Annotated in this window: 12 protein-coding genes; 6 read left to right on the plus strand and 6 right to left on the minus strand. The window is 73.9% G+C overall.

Features of this window, described 5'->3' with window-relative positions; all coding sequences use genetic code 11:
* Positions 1-128: 128 nt before the first annotated feature.
* From ACFY30_RS06705 to ACFY30_RS06715, 3 genes are read left to right on the plus strand one after another with little or no spacing between them, the layout of a single operon-like run.
* Complete coding sequence (locus ACFY30_RS06705; protein WP_390844061.1) at positions 129-1,274, plus strand: NAD(P)/FAD-dependent oxidoreductase; 1,146 nt, start codon at positions 129-131, stop codon at positions 1,272-1,274.
* Positions 1,275-1,279: 5 nt separating this feature from the next.
* Positions 1,280-2,341, plus strand: a complete 1,062-nt coding sequence (locus ACFY30_RS06710) for a saccharopine dehydrogenase (RefSeq protein WP_390844199.1) — start codon at positions 1,280-1,282, stop codon at positions 2,339-2,341.
* A complete protein-coding gene (locus ACFY30_RS06715; protein WP_390844062.1) occupies positions 2,334-3,503 on the plus strand; it encodes a saccharopine dehydrogenase family protein in 1,170 nt (389 codons plus the stop codon). Before ACFY30_RS06710 ends, ACFY30_RS06715 begins: the two co-directional genes overlap by 8 nt.
* 3 nt (positions 3,504-3,506) lie before the next feature.
* Here the strand turns inward: ACFY30_RS06715 and ACFY30_RS06720 are convergent, their stop codons facing one another.
* Genes ACFY30_RS06720 through ACFY30_RS06730 form a run of 3 tightly spaced genes read right to left on the minus strand, consistent with a single transcriptional unit; the run spans position 3,507 to position 6,797 of the window.
* Positions 3,507-4,736 (minus strand): serine hydrolase domain-containing protein, encoded by a 1,230-nt coding sequence (locus ACFY30_RS06720; RefSeq protein ID WP_390844063.1) that lies wholly within the window; start codon positions 4,734-4,736, stop codon positions 3,507-3,509.
* 58 nt (positions 4,737-4,794) lie between these two features.
* Positions 4,795-6,210 carry an MFS transporter gene (locus ACFY30_RS06725; RefSeq protein ID WP_390844064.1) on the minus strand — a complete coding sequence of 472 codons (1,416 nt, stop codon included), beginning with the start codon at positions 6,208-6,210 and terminating at the stop codon, positions 4,795-4,797.
* Positions 6,207-6,797: a TetR/AcrR family transcriptional regulator gene (locus ACFY30_RS06730; RefSeq protein WP_390844065.1), complete on the minus strand. Its 591-nt coding sequence runs from the start codon at positions 6,795-6,797 to the stop codon at positions 6,207-6,209. The genes ACFY30_RS06725 and ACFY30_RS06730 overlap by 4 nt, the downstream gene beginning before the upstream one ends.
* Before the next feature lie 80 nt (positions 6,798-6,877).
* On the opposite strand from ACFY30_RS06730, the gene ACFY30_RS06735 reads away from it, so the two are divergent.
* The gene (locus ACFY30_RS06735; protein WP_390844067.1) at positions 6,878-7,327 is read left to right on the plus strand and encodes a PPOX class F420-dependent oxidoreductase; all 450 of its coding nucleotides are present in this window, start codon (positions 6,878-6,880) and stop codon (positions 7,325-7,327) included.
* A gap of 126 nt (positions 7,328-7,453) precedes the next feature.
* On the opposite strand, the gene ACFY30_RS06740 is transcribed toward ACFY30_RS06735, so the two are convergent.
* Together ACFY30_RS06740 and ACFY30_RS06745 are read right to left on the minus strand one after the other, a co-directional pair.
* Complete coding sequence (locus ACFY30_RS06740; RefSeq protein WP_390844068.1) at positions 7,454-8,797, minus strand: MFS transporter; 1,344 nt, start codon at positions 8,795-8,797, stop codon at positions 7,454-7,456.
* Positions 8,798-9,065: 268 nt separating this feature from the next.
* Positions 9,066-9,731: a TetR family transcriptional regulator gene (locus ACFY30_RS06745; RefSeq protein ID WP_390844070.1), complete on the minus strand. Its 666-nt coding sequence runs from the start codon at positions 9,729-9,731 to the stop codon at positions 9,066-9,068.
* 160 nt (positions 9,732-9,891) lie between these two features.
* Here ACFY30_RS06745 and ACFY30_RS06750 point away from each other — a divergent pair, with 160 nt between their 5' ends.
* Together ACFY30_RS06750 and ACFY30_RS06755 are read left to right on the plus strand one after the other, a co-directional pair.
* On the plus strand, positions 9,892-10,767 hold the full coding sequence (locus ACFY30_RS06750; RefSeq protein WP_390844200.1) for a shikimate dehydrogenase: 876 nt from the start codon (positions 9,892-9,894) through the stop codon (positions 10,765-10,767).
* A 21-nt stretch (positions 10,768-10,788) separates the two neighbouring features.
* Positions 10,789-12,624 (plus strand): bifunctional sugar phosphate isomerase/epimerase/4-hydroxyphenylpyruvate dioxygenase family protein, encoded by a 1,836-nt coding sequence (locus ACFY30_RS06755; protein ID WP_390844071.1) that lies wholly within the window; start codon positions 10,789-10,791, stop codon positions 12,622-12,624.
* On the opposite strand, the gene ACFY30_RS06760 is transcribed toward ACFY30_RS06755, so the two are convergent.
* Entirely contained in the window at positions 12,611-14,038 is a 1,428-nt protein-coding gene (locus ACFY30_RS06760; protein ID WP_390844072.1) for a membrane-associated oxidoreductase, read from the minus strand. The genes ACFY30_RS06755 and ACFY30_RS06760 overlap by 14 nt on opposite strands.
* Positions 14,039-14,062: the final 24 nt, after the last annotated feature.

The raw sequence follows: 14,062 nt of genomic DNA on the forward strand, positions 1-14,062 counted from the left end.
GCGGACCGCCGTCCCGGCCGAGGGTGAGCACGGCTCCCCGGCGGGCAGGGATCAGGACGGTCACGGCATGTGACAGCCCCGGCCTCGGTACTCGGGCCGGGGCCGCCGCATCGGGAGGAGCCGCTCGCATGAACACGCATGCCTCGGTCGTCGTCATCGGCGGCGGAGTGATCGGGACCAGCATCGCCTACCATCTGGCCGCGGCCGGGGTGAGGGACGTCCTGCTCCTCGAACGGGACGAACTCGCGGCCGGATCGACCTCGAAGGCCGCGGGAGGGGTCCGCGCCCAGTTCTCCGACGAGCTGAACATCCAGCTCGGGGCGCGCAGTCTGGAGGCGTTCGGGCGGTTCGGGCAGGACTTCGGGCAGGACATCGGACTGCGCCGGGTCGGCTATCTCTTCCTGCTCGCGACGCCCGAGGAGGTCGCCTCCTTCGAGGCCGGCGTCGCCCTGCAGAACGCCCTCGGCGTCCCCAGCCGGATGATCGACCCGGCCGAGGCCCGCCGCCTCTCCCCGCTGATCACCACCGACGGCCTGCGGGCGGCCGCGTTCTCGCCCGACGACGGCCACTGCACCCCCGAGGCGGTCGTCCACGGGTACGCGGCCGCCGCCCGCGAGCGCGGGGCCCGCATCCTGCGGCGCACCGCGGTGACCGGCATCGAGACCCGCGGCGACACCATCACCGCCGTCACCACCACCCTCGGCCGGGTCACCACCGACACCGTGATCTGCGCGGCCGGCGCCTGGTCGCGGGCGGTCGGCGCGATGGTGGGCGTGGATCTGCCGGTGCAGCCGCTGCGCCGGCAGATCGCGGTCACGGAACCGGTCACGGACCTTCCGCCGGACCTCCCCATGACCATCGACTTCGGCACCACCCTCTACTTCCACGCCGAGGGCCCCGGTCTGCTCGTCGGCATGTCCGACCCCGACGAGCGCCCCGGCTTCGCCACCGACACCCACGACCGCTGGATCCCCCGTCTCGCCGCCGCCCTCGACCACCGTGCCCCCGACATCCTCGAACTGCGCCGCACCGGCGGCTGGGCGGGCCTGTACGAGGTCACCCCGGACCACAACGCGCTGATCGGCGAGGCGCATTCGGTATCCCGTTTTCTGTATGCGACCGGCTTCTCCGGGCACGGCTTCCTGCAGGGCCCGGCCGTCGGCGAGGTCGTCCGCGACCTCTACCTCGGCCGCGTACCCTTCGTGGACGTCACCCCCCTGAGCGCCGGCCGGTTCGCGGCCGACGCCCCGCGTCCGGAGGTCAACTGCGTATGACCGGTATGACGGCACCGCACCTGTGGCTGCGCCACGAGGTCCGCACCACCGAACGGCGCACCCCGGTCGTCCCCGACGACGCCCGCCGCCTCGTCGAGGCCGGCCTGGACCTGACCGTGGAGGAGTCCCCGCAGCGGATCTTCCCCGTCGAGGAGTACGAGGCGGCGGGCGCCCGCGTCGCCCCCGCGGGCTCCTGGGTGTCGGCGCCGCCCGGGACGGTCGTCCTCGGTCTGAAGGAACTCCCCGACGAGCCCACCGAGTTGACGCACCGGCACATCTTCTTCGGGCACGCCTACAAGCGGCAGCCCGGCGCGGCCGCCCTGCTGCGCCGGTTCGCCGCCGGCGGTGGGGCCCTCCTCGACCTGGAGTACCTCGTCGACGAACAGGGCCGCCGGCTGGCCGCGTTCGGCTTCTGGGCGGGCTACCTGGGCGCTGCCCTCGCGGTGCTCCAGCACCGGGGCCGGCTGACCGCTCCGCTGCGTCCCACCGGCCGGGCCGAGCTGGACGAGACCCTGCGCCCCGCCCCGGGCGACGAGGAGTTCACCGCCCTCGTCGTCGGCGCCCTGGGCCGCAGCGGCCGGGGTGCCCGGGCCGCGTTCGCCACGGCCGGCGCCGGACCGGCGTGCTGGGACCTCGCGGAGACCCGGGACCTGGACCGCCGCGCCCTCCTCGGCCACGACGTGCTGGTCAACTGTGTGCTGGCCACCTCGCCGGTGCCGCCGTTCGTCCGGGAGGAGGACCTCGACGACCCGGCCCGCCGGCTGCGCACCCTCTCCGACGTCACCTGCGACGTCGGCTCCCCCCTCAACGTCCTGCCGGTCTACGACCGTACGACCGAGTGGACCGACCCCGTGCGCCGGCTGCGCAAGGAACCCCCGCTGGATCTGATCGCCATCGACAACCTGCCGTCGCTGCTGCCGCGCGAGTCCAGCACCGACTTCTCGGCGGCGCTGCTGCCCCAGCTGCTGGAGTTCCCCGGGGGCGGCGCGTGGGCGCGCTGCCTGGACCGCTTCGACCGGGCCCGCCGTGAACTCGGCCTCGAGGAAGGAGGGCCGGGGCGTGCCTGACCTGGTTCCCGCGACCGGCACCGTCCACTGGGTCGGCGCGGGCCTGTCCACGGGCAGTGGCCTGACCGCCCTGTGCGAGCGCGCCGACGGCGTCCGTCTGTGGCACCGCACGAAGGAGCGCGCGGCAAAGGCGCTCGACCGGCTGGGTCTGACCGGACGGGCCGCGCCCCGCGCGTACACGCTCGACGCGCTCACGGCCGAACTCGCGCCCGGTGACGTGGTGGTGTCGATGCTGCCCGCCCCCGACCACGCCCCGCTGCTCGCCGCCTGCGTCGCCCGGCGTGCCCACTTCGCCTGCTCCAGCTATGTCTCGGACGCCGTGCTGGAGCGGGTGCCGGCGGCCGAGGAGGCCGGCCTCGTCGTCCTCACCGAGGCCGGGCTCGACCCGGGCATCGACCATCTCTTCGCCCTGAGCCTGGTCGCCCGCGCCCGGGAGGCGATCGGCGACGACACGGCTGCCTCGTACCGCCTCACCTCGTACTGCGGAGGCGTCCCTGCCGTTCCCGACGACTTCCGCTACCGCTTCAGCTGGGCGCCCCTCGGTGTCCTCAACGCCCTTCGCTCACCTGCCCGTTACGTCGAGGACGGTGCCGAGACCGTGGTCGCCCGCCCCTGGGAGGCGGCCCGGCGGCACGTCGTCGACGGCGAGCCCTTCGAGGTGTACCCCAACCGCGACAGCGTTCCCTTCATCGAGCAGTACGGGCTGCCGCCGGCCTGGAAGCCGGTCGCCTTCGTGCGCGGCACCCTGCGCCTGGACGGCTGGCTGCGGGCCTGGGAGCCGGTGTTCGCCGAGCTGAGGGCGGGCGACGACGCGCGCATCGCCGCCCTGGCGCGGGAGCTGGCCGCCACCTACCCGACGACGGACGCCGACCGTGACCGGGTGGTGCTGGAGGTGTCCCTGGACGTGACGGCCGGTGCGGGTGACGGCCCCTCCTGGTCGGGGAGCTGCCTGCTGGACCTGGTGGGCGACGAGGGGGAGAGCGCGATGGCGCGGTGCGTGTCCCGCACCCTCGCGCTCGGCGTCCGTCATGTCCTGGCCGGCGACCTGCCGCCCGGCCTGCACCGGGCGGCGCGGACGGCGGCCCGGTCCGAGCAGTGGCTTGGTGAACTCGCGGGGGAGGGAATGGAGTTCACCTTCCGGACGGGCGGCGCGGACGGCTGACGGTCAGCCGGTAACCGCCTCGTGCACCAGCCGCTTGAGATCGGGGTACAGCTTCAGCGACCTGCGCGGCCGCACCTGGGTCAGGAACTGGACGCTCACCTCGCGGCTCGGGTCGATCCAGAAGGTGGTGGTGGCGACACCGCTCCAGCCGTAGGTGCCGAGGCCGGACGGGGCCTGGGTGCGGTCCGGGTCGACGACTACGGAGACGCCCAGGCCGAAGCCGACGCCGTCGTTGCCGGGTTCGTCGTGCGCCGGGCGGCTGCCGAAGGCCCGCAGGTCGGCGCCGCCGGGGAGGTGGTTGCGGGTCATCAGGTCCACCGTCTCGGGGGCGAGCAGGCGGACGCCGTCGAGTTCGCCGCGGCGGCGCAGCAGTTCGCTGAAGCGGTGGATGTCGTACGCGGTCGCCACCATGCCGCCGCTTCCCGACAGGAAGCGGGGGCGGCCGGAGAGCGGCAGCCCCGGGATCGGCTCGATGCCGCCGCCGTCGGTGTCGCCGTACAGCTCGGCGAGCCGGCCGGCCTGCTCCTCGGTGACCTGGAAGCCCGCGTCCGGCATGCCCAGCGGCCGGAAGATCCGCTCGGCGAGGAACGTGTCGAGGGGCTGCCCGGAGACGACCTCGATGATCCGTCCCAGGACGTTGGTGGCCACCGAGTAGTTCCACTGGGTGCCCGGCTCGAACTGCAGCGGCAGCCGCGCGTAGGCCTCGACGGTCCCGGCCAGGTCGGAGCCGGGCAGCACCGCCGACTCCAGGCCGGCCTCGCGGTAGAGGGCGTCGACCGGGTGACAGTGGTAGAAGGCGAAGGTCAGCCCGGCCGTGTGGGTCATCAGATGCCGCACCAGCATCGGCTGTTCCACGGGGCGGGTGGTGAGCCCGTCGCCGGAGCCGCCCGCGTACACCCGCTGGTTGGCGAAGGCCGGGAGGTGGTCGGCGACCGGATCGTCGAGCCGCAGCCGGCCCTCCTCCATCAGTATCAGCGCGGCGACGGAGGTGACCGGCTTGGTCATCGAGTAGATCCGGTACAGGGTGTCGGCCTCGACGGGCAGCCCGGCGGCGATGTCGCGGTGGCCGTGCGTGGTGAGATGCGCGACCCGGCCGCCCCGGGAGACGGCCACGAGGAAGCCGGGCAGCCGTCCCTCGTCGACGTAGTGGGCGACATGCTGGTCGAGGCGGTCCAGCGCCTTCGCGTCCAGCCCGACCTCGCTCGGGTCGACCTCTTGTCGCAGCAGTGCCATCGTTCTCCTCCGGTGCGCTCGTGCGAGGTGCGGTCCGGGTTGCCCCTCCCGTACGACCTCAGTCCTCATGGTCGCGTAGGGAACGGGCGTACGGACCGCTTTCCACGCCGTGATCGGTGTGGGGTGTGTCGCTTCGACCAGCCGCGGAGCCGGTGGGGGCAGGTGCGGGGGCGGGTGCGGGGGCGGCGGAGAGCCCCGGCAGCGCGCGGCAGAGCGGGAGCGCCGCGAGGGCCGCCACGCCCAGCACGGCCATCGGCGCCCGGTCCGGGCCGAGGTCCATCAGGACGGCCGCCGCGGCCACCCCCAGCACGGGTCCGACGTTCATCGCCGTCTGCTGCAGCCCGCCCGCCACCCCGGCGGCCTCGGCGGGTGCCTGCCGTACGACGACATGGGTCGCCGAAACCATCACGGTGCCGAACCCGGCGCCCACCAGCGCGAACCCGGCGGCGAAGGCGGCCTCGCCCGGGGCGGCGGCCAGGACCAGGAGACCGGCGCCGAGGACGGCCGTCGCCCCCGCGACCGCCGCCCGGGCGCCCGTCCGGCGCAACAGGACCGCCGCCACGGGCGCCGCCGCGATCAGGAACACCGCCAGCGGCAGACTCAGCAGCGCGCTGTGCAGGGCGGTGAGCCCCATGCCGTCCTGCAGGACGTAGACGCAGGCGAACAGGGCGCCGTTGAGCGCCGCCGACGCGGTGACCAGCAGGGCGAGCGCGCCGCCGACGGCGGGGGAGCCGATGACGTCCGGCGGCAGCAGGGGCGCCGGCACGCGGCGCTCGTGCCGTACGAAGGCGACTCCCGCGAGGAGCGCCACCGGCGCGGACCACGTCGCGCCCGCGGGGGTGACGAGGGCGTGCACCAGGCAGGCCAGGGCCACCGCGAGCAGCAGGGCGCCGGGTGCGTCGAGGGAGGTGGCGGCGGGCGGCCGCTGCTCCTCCCGGGAGGTCAGGGCGAGCACGCCGAACAGCAGGGCCGGTACGACGTTGAGCAGGAACACCGCCCGCCAGCCGAACCCGGTGGCGAGCGCGCCGCCCACCACCGGCCCGGCGGCGGCCGCCACGCCGATGGCCGCGGTCCGCACGGCGATCGGCGTGCGCAGCCGGTCCGGCGGGAAGGACGCCCGCAGCATTCCCAGGGTGGCGGGCTGCAGCAGCGCCCCGAAGACCCCCTGGACCACGCGCAGCCCGATCACCCAGCCCACACCCGGCGCCCCCGCGAGGGCCGCCGACGCGGCGCCGAAGCCGAGCATGCCGACGGCGAACGTGCGCCGGTGCCCGTAGCGGTCGCCGAGCCGCCCGGCGAACACCAGCAGACCCGCCACGGCGACGAGATAGCCGGTGCTCGTCCACTGCACCTGGGCGAGGGAGGCGTGCAGGTCGCGGCGCAGGGTGGGCTGGGCGACGGTGAGCACGGTGCCGTCCAGGGCGACGACCACGGCCCCCGCCACACTCGCGGCCAGCGTCAGGGGACGGTTCACCGGCCGCCCTCCGTCCCGAGGTGCGCGTCGAGCGCCGTCCGCAGCAGCGGTACGAAGTCGTCGGCTCCGGTGGCGAGTCGGAGGCTGCCCCAGCCCCACAGCTGGGCGATGCCGTGCAGGTTCGCCCACAGCGCCCCCGCCACCGCACGCGCGTCGGCGTCGGGCCGGACCCGGCCGACCAGGTCCACCAGGACGCCGAACAGGGGCAGGCTGGTGTCCCGCAGCCGCAGGTGCCCGCTCTCCAGCAGGTCGTGACGGAACATCAGCTCGTACATGCCGGGGTTGTCCAGCGCGAACTCCACGTAGACGCGGCCCAGTTCGGCCAGCTGGGCGCGCGGGTGCGCGTCGCCGTCCGCGAGCGTCGTCGTCACCCGTACCCCCAGCTGGGCGAAGCCGCGGCGGGCGATGGCCGACAGCAGCTCCAGGTGGGTGGGGAAGTAGCGGCGGGGCGCGCCGTGCGAGACGCCGGCCCGGCGGGCGATCTCCCTCAGGGTGAGCGCGCCCGCGCCCTCCAGGGAGACCAGGTCCACGCCGACGTCGACGAGACGGGTCCGCAGATCGGGGTCCGGCTTGTCGGATTCACTCATAGACACTGTCTACCAGCCCGCGTAGACAGTGTCTACCCTCGCTGGGAATGCGCTCCGGTGGTGTGCCGGTTGTGCCGGACATGACTCAGGACACGACGCGCAACGCACTGCTCGCACTGCTCTCGGAAGGCCGCAGTGGAGTACTGGTCACCCTCAAGCGCGACGGCCGGCCCCAGCTGTCCAACGTCAGCCACCACTACGACCCGGAGGAGGGCGTCATCCGGATCTCCGTCACGGACAACCGCGCCAAGACCCGCAACCTGCGCCGCGACCCCCGCGCCTCCTACCACGTGACGACCCCGGACCGCCGTGCCTACACGGTCGTCGAGGCCACCGCCGACCTCACCCCGGTCGCCAGGGACCCCTACGACGCGACGGTGGAGGAACTCGTCCGCCTCTACCGCGACGTCCTGGGCGAGCACCCCGACTGGGAGGACTACCGCGCCGCCATGGTCCGCGACCGCCGCCTGGTGGCGCGGCTGCGGGTGGAACGGGCGTACGGGATCCCGAAGGGCGCCTACGGCGGCTGACGCGGCGTGTACCCGACTCGCGCGGGCCCGGACGTCCGCACCGGGCCGCCGGGCCCGTGACGCGAGTCGAGCCCCCGGTGCCGTGCGGGCGTCCGGGGGCTCGGGACCTCCGAGGGGGGAACGGGGTCAGGCGGTCACCGTCTCCGGCTGGGAGACCTCGCGGGCGCCCCGCTCGCCCAGCCGCTCGGTCGGGATCCGCACGGTCTCCCGGGCCGACAGGGCAGCGATCACCGGCGGGACGCACAGCGCCGCCGTGAACAGGGCCACCGAGGACCAGTCGTCGCCGTTCGGACCCGCGATCTCCGCCGCGAAGGTGACCGCGAAGCCGGCCACGGCGAAGCCGATCTGGGTGCCGATCGCCATGCCGGACAGCCGCACCCGGGTGGAGAACATCTCGCCGTAGAAGGAGGGCCACACGCCGTTCGCGGCGCTGTAGACCACACCGAAGGTGACGATGCCCAGGACCAGGGTCAGCGGGTAGGAGCCCGTGGAGATCGACCACAGGTACAGGAACATCATCACCGCGCTGCCGGCCGCGCCGATCAGGAACACGGGGCGGCGCCCGATGCGGTCGGAGAGCGTGGCCCACGCCGGGATCGCCGCCAGCGCCACCAGGTTGGCCAGCGCGCCCACCCACAGCATGGAGGGGCGGCTCATGCCGACCGAGTCGCTGGTCGCGTACGCCAGTGCCCACACGGTGAAGATGGTGCTGACCGAGGCGACGAGCGCGCCCCCGATCACCCGCAGCACGTCCGCCCAGTGCTCCCGCAGCAGCACCGCCAGCGGCAGCTTCACGACCTCACCGGTGGCCTGCTGCGCGGCGAACGCCGGGGTCTCCTCCAGCCTGCGCCGGATGACGTAGCCGACGACGGCGACCGCGATGGACAGCCAGAACGGCACCCGCCAGCCCCACGACAGCAGCTGGTCCTCGGGCAGCGCCGCGATCGGGATGAACACCAGGGTGGCCAGCAGCTGCCCGCCCTGGGTGCCGCTCAGGGTGAAACTGGTGAAGAACCCGCGCCGGTGGGGCGGCGCGTGTTCGAGCGTCATCGAGTTGGCGCTGGCCTGCTCGCCGGCCGCGGAGACACCCTGCAGGACCCGGCAGGCGACCAGCAGCACCGGCGCGAGCGTGCCGACCTGGGCGCGGGTGGGCAGACAGCCGATGAGGAACGTCGAGACGCCCATCAGGATCAGCGTGAAGACCATGATCTTCTTGCGGCCGAGGCGGTCGCCGAAGTGCCCGAGGAAGAGCGCGCCGACCGGGCGGGCCGCGTAGGCGACACCGAAGGTGGCCAGCGACAGCAGGGTCGCCGTGGCCGGGTCCGACGCGTCGAAGAAGACCTTCGGGAAGATCAGCGCGGCCGCGCTGCCGTAGATGAAGAAGTCGTAGTACTCCAGGGCGCTGCCGATCCACGCCGCCGTGGCGGCTTTCTTCGGCTGGCCGGGGGGTGCTGCGGCGGGGACGGACACGGCGTGCTCCTTCGGGGAAACTCCAACGTACGGGGAGTGAGGCAAGGGGAGAAGGGCCGGATCCCTGGGGTGCGGGGCGGCTGCGGCCGGGGCGTCGTCGTCGCCCGGCTAATTAACCCACTGGGTAGTTAGTAGCGGATGGCCAGTGATGTTGCGCTGATGTTTCCCCGCTGTCAATAGGTCACGCGGAAGGATCTCTCACGGCCCGGCGGCGGCCCGGCCGCCGGCGGGCCGCCGTCTCCCGGTACGCCGTCCGCAGGTCCGGCCGTCAGTCCGCCGCGCGCTCCGCCGTCAGGTACGCGATCACCATGTCGCCGAGCATGGTCCGGTAGTGCTCGCGCTGGGCCGGGTCCACCAGGTCGCGGCCGAACAGGGCGCCGAAGGTGTGCCGGTTGGCCACCCGGAAGAAGCAGAACGAGCTGATCATCGCGTGCAGGTCGACGGCGTCCACCTCCGCCGTGAACAGCCCGGACTCCCGGCCGGCGGCGAGGATGCGGCGGATGACGTCGAGCGCGGGCGAGCCGATCTTGCCGAGCTTCTCGGAGGCGGCGATGTGCTCGGCCTCGTGGATGTTCTCGATGCTCACCAGGCGGATGAAGTCCGGGTGCTGCTCGTGGTGGTCGAAGGTCAGCTCGGCGAGACGCCGGATCGCCGCCACCGGGTCCAGGTGCTCGACGTCGAGCCGCTGCTCGGCCTCGCGGATCACGCCGTACGCCCGCTCCAGGACGGCCGTGAACAGCTGCTCCTTGCCGCCGAAGTAGTAGTAGATCATCCGCTTGGTGGTGCTGGTGCGGGCGGCGATGTCGTCGACGCGGGCCCCGGCGTAGCCGACGCGGGCGAACTCCTGGGTCGCCACGTCGAGGATCTCGGCCTGGGTCCGGGCGGCGTCACGCGTGCGCCCGTTGGGTCGTGCCGGTTCGTCGACGCTGGTCATCGGGTTCCTTCGGGCGGCGGGGTGCAGTGCAGCGATTCTAGGAGGCCGATCCCGCGCCGTGAGGTGAGAGGGCTTCCCCCGGCACCCGGCTTGGTGTTATGACTAACTCACCAGTTCGTACATTAGCCAGCCGCTCAGGAGGTCCGCCGTGACCAAGGACGTGACCAAGGACTCGTATCTCGTCGGACTGATCGGTTCCGGCATCGGCCCCTCGCTCAGCCCCGCGCTGCACGAGCGCGAGGCCGACCGGCAGGGGCTGCGCTACGTGTACCGGCTCCTCGACATCGACGTCCTGGGGGTCGGCCCGGAGGCGGTAGGTGACCTGGTGCGGGCCGCCCGCGACCTGGGCTTCGACGGACTGAACATCACCCACCCGTGCAAGCAGCTGGTCATCGGGCACCTCGACGCGCTCTCCCCGCAGGCCGAGGCGCTCGGCGCGGTCAACACCGTCGTCTTCGAGGGCGGCAGGGCCGTCGGCCACAACACGGACGTCACCGGCTTCGCCGCCTCCTTCGCCCGCGGTCTGCCGGACGTCCCGCTGGAGCGGGTCGTGCAGCTGGGCGCGGGCGGCGCGGGCGCGGCCGTCGCCCACGCCACGCTCACCCTCGGCGCCGGACGGGTCACCGTCGTCGACGCGCTGCCCGCGCGGGCGGCCGCCCTCGCCGGCTCCCTGAACCACCACTTCGGCGACGGCCGCGCCGACCACGCGGGCGCCGACCGGCTGCCGGAGCTGCTCGCGGCCGCCGACGGCGTCGTGCACGCCACCCCCACCGGCATGGCCGCCCACCCCGGCCTGCCCTTCCCGGCCGAGCTGCTGCGCCCCGCTCTGTGGGTGGCCGAGGTCGTCTACCGCCCGCTGGAGACCGAGCTGCTGCGCACCGCCCGCGCCCTGGGCTGCGCCACCCTCGACGGCGGCGGCATGGCCGTCTTCCAGGCGGTGGACGCGTTCCGGCTGTTCACCGGCCGGGAACCCGACAGCACCCGCATGCTCGCCGACATCGCCGAGCTGGCCGGCGCCGTCACCGCCCCGAACTGACCAGAACCACGAGGTGCCAAGGTGCGTACGTCCATCGCCACCGTCTCCCTGAGCGGATCCCTCACCGAGAAGCTCACGGCCGCGGCCCGCGCCGGATTCGACGGCGTCGAGATCTTCGAGAACGACCTGCTCGCGTGCCCCCTCACCCCCGAGGGGATCCGCGCGCGCTGCGCCGACCTCGGTCTCACCGTCGACCTCTACCAGCCGATGCGCGACATCGAGGCCGTGCCCGAGGAGGAGTTCGCCCGCAACCTGCGCCGCGCCCGCAGCAAGTTCGAGCTGATGGGCCGGCTCGGCGCCGACACCGTCCTGGTCTGCTCCAGCGTGTCCCCGCTCGCCGAGGACGACGACGCGCTCGCCGCCGAGCAGCTCGGCCGCCTGGCCGGCCTGGCCCAGGACTTCGGCATGCGCGTCGCCTACGAGGCGCTCGCCTGGGGGCGGCACGTCAGCACGTACGACCACGCCTGGCGCATCGTCGAGGCCGCCGGTCACCCGGCGCTCGGCACCTGCCTGGACAGTTTCCACATCCTTTCCCGGAGCTCCGGGCCCCAGGACCTCAAGGGCATCGCGGACATCCCCGGCGAGAAGATCTTCTTCCTGCAGCTGGCCGACGCCCCGCTGCTCGGCATGGACGTCCTGCAGTGGAGCCGCCACCACCGCTGCTTCCCCGGACAGGGCGGATTCGATGTGACGGATCTTGTACGCCGTGTACTGCATACCGGCTACGACGGTCCGCTCTCGCTCGAGGTCTTCAACGACGTCTTCCGCCAGGCCGAGGCCGGCCCGACCGCCGTCGACGCCCGCCGCTCCCTGCTCCTCCTGCAGGAGGAACTCGGCATCACGGCCCTGCCCGCCCCGGCCGCCCCCACCGCAGTCGCCTTCACCGAGCTGGTCACCCCGGACGCCGAACCCGTCTCCGCCCTGCTCGGCTCCCTCGGCTTCGCCCGCACCGCGCGCCACCGCGGCAAGCCCGTCGACCTGTGGGAGCAGGGCGAGGCCCGGATCCTCGTCAACACCGGACCGGCCGCCCACTCTCTGCCTCGCTCGCGCGGGGGGACCCCCACCGACGGCACCGCCCTCGCCGCGATCGGCCTGGAGTCACCGGACCCGGCCGCCGCCGCCCGCCGCGCCGAGGCCCTGCTCGCCCCCGTCCTGCCCCGCCGCCGCGCCGACGGGGACGCCCCCCTCGACGCGGTCGCCGCCCCCGACGGCACGGAACTCTTCCTGTGCGCGACGAACCGCCCCGGCCTGCCCGACTGGCGCGCCGACTTCGAGGACGTCCCGCACGCCCCGGCCGCCACGGACACCCTGCGCATCGACCATGTCGCGCTCACCCAGCCCTGGCACCGCTTCGACGAGGCCGTCCTCTTTCACCGCGGCGTCCTCGGCCTCGACCCGCAGGAGAGCGTCGACGTCGCCGACCCCTACGGGCTGCTGCGCAGCCGCGCCGTCACCGGCGCCGACGGCGCGGTCCGCTTCCCGCTCACCGTCGGCGCCGCCCCCGGCGACGACACCGCCCAGGCCCGGCACATCGCGCTCGCCACCGACGACGTGGTCGCCGCCGCCCGCTGCTTCACCGCGGCCGGCGGGCGGCTGCTGCCGATCCCCGCCAACTACTACGACGACCTCGCGGCCCGCTTCCGGTTCGCCGACGGCGAGCTGGAGACCTACCGGGACCTCGGCATCCTCTACGACCGCGACGCGCACGGCGTCTTCCGGCACGTCTACACCCGGACCGTCGGCCGGGTCTTCTTCGAACTCGTCCAGCGCGACGGCGGCTACCGGGGCTACGGCGCCGCCAACGCGCCGGTGCGGCTCGCGGCCCAGCACGCCGTGAGCCGGCTCATTGCCGGCTGACCGTCCGGGTCACGCCCGCGACCACGGTCGTGGCCAGGATCCAGCCGGTGACGATGAGGACGTACGACAGCGTCTGGTACCCGCCCCGCGGGGCGAACGCGCCCTCCTGCCCGAACGAGATCACCGGCAGCAGCAGGTCGAGGGTGTAGAAGACCGGGTTGAAGCGGGGCGCCTCGCCCGCCTTGAGCGCCGGCGGGTGATGCCCGGCGTAGACGAGGGAGCCGACGGCCAGCAGCGACAGCAGCCAGACGGCCGCCCGCAGCGGGCGGAAGCCGTAGCCGACGGCCGCGTCCTGCAGATGCCCCCACACCTTCCCGTACCAGGGGAGCGTGGACCGGCGGCGGCGCTGCTTGGCGAGCTGGACCAGCCGCGCGGCCTGGTCGTCGCCGATGCGCCGGTACGCGGCCGTCAACTGCTCGTACGCGTGCGGGTCGAACCCCTCGCCGTCCCGCTCCAGCATCGGCAGCCGGCGCCCGGCGGGCTCGTGCGGGGTGAGGAAGGTGTAGGTGAGGTCCAGCAGCCGCACCTGGCCGGGCAGCATCTCCGGCTCGACGTCGAGCTGGTTGATCTCGGCCCGCCGCAGATTGAGCATGCCCTCCACCCGCGGGCCCCGGCGCAGCCAGAACTCGCCGATCACACAGCTGCTCGCGCGCAGGGCGGTCCCGCCCGGGTTGGACAGCCGGGCGTCCAGCAGGTCCACCCGGCCCGGTATGCGGGCGCCGCGCAGGTCGATCCGCCCCTGCGCGCGCAGCCGGCGGGCGAGCAGGTTGGCGCCGACGTCGAGGGCCTCGGCGTCCAGGACGTGGGCGCCGGGGTTGCCGAGCTCGGCGTCCTCCAGGTCGAGGGAGCCGGCCACGGTCGCCCCGTCGAGCCGGATCAGCCCCTGGGCCCGCAGACCACGGGCGCACAGGTCGTCCTCGACGGTGATCTGGTTGAGCTGGAGCACCGGCTGCGCGGCGGCCGGCCCGGCGATCTCCGCGCCCTCCAGGAACAGGGCTCCGCTGATCTGCGCCCCGTCCAGGCGAACCGGCCCGCCGAACCGGCAGCGCGTCAGCCGCAGGCTGCCGTCGATCCGGGCCCGTGTCACGGACAGACCGGGCATGCCGGAGTCACGCAGGCTGAGATAGCGCAGATGGGCGCCGACCAGGTCGGGGGCGTCCGTGAAGCGGCAGTGCGTCAGGTGGATGACGCTGTCCACCGTCGCGTACCGCAGGTCCAGCACCCCGGTGATGCGTGCGCCCCGGACCTTCAGGGCCGCGATCTCCCCCGGCTCCTCGGGGCCGTTGAGAAGCAGCGACCGCAACACGACGGCCCGCACGGCCTGTTCGCCGTCCTCGCGGAAGTCCACCTCCGCCCCCGTCGCGAAGGCCCGCCAGAGGCGCCGTTCGGCCGGTGTCAGATCGTCGATCTCCATCAGCCGCGACTCTGGCGGGCCCGG

Origin of the sequence: Streptomyces sp. NPDC000345 (assembly GCF_042898825.1) — a bacterium.
GTDB lineage: Bacteria > Actinomycetota > Actinomycetes > Streptomycetales > Streptomycetaceae > Streptomyces.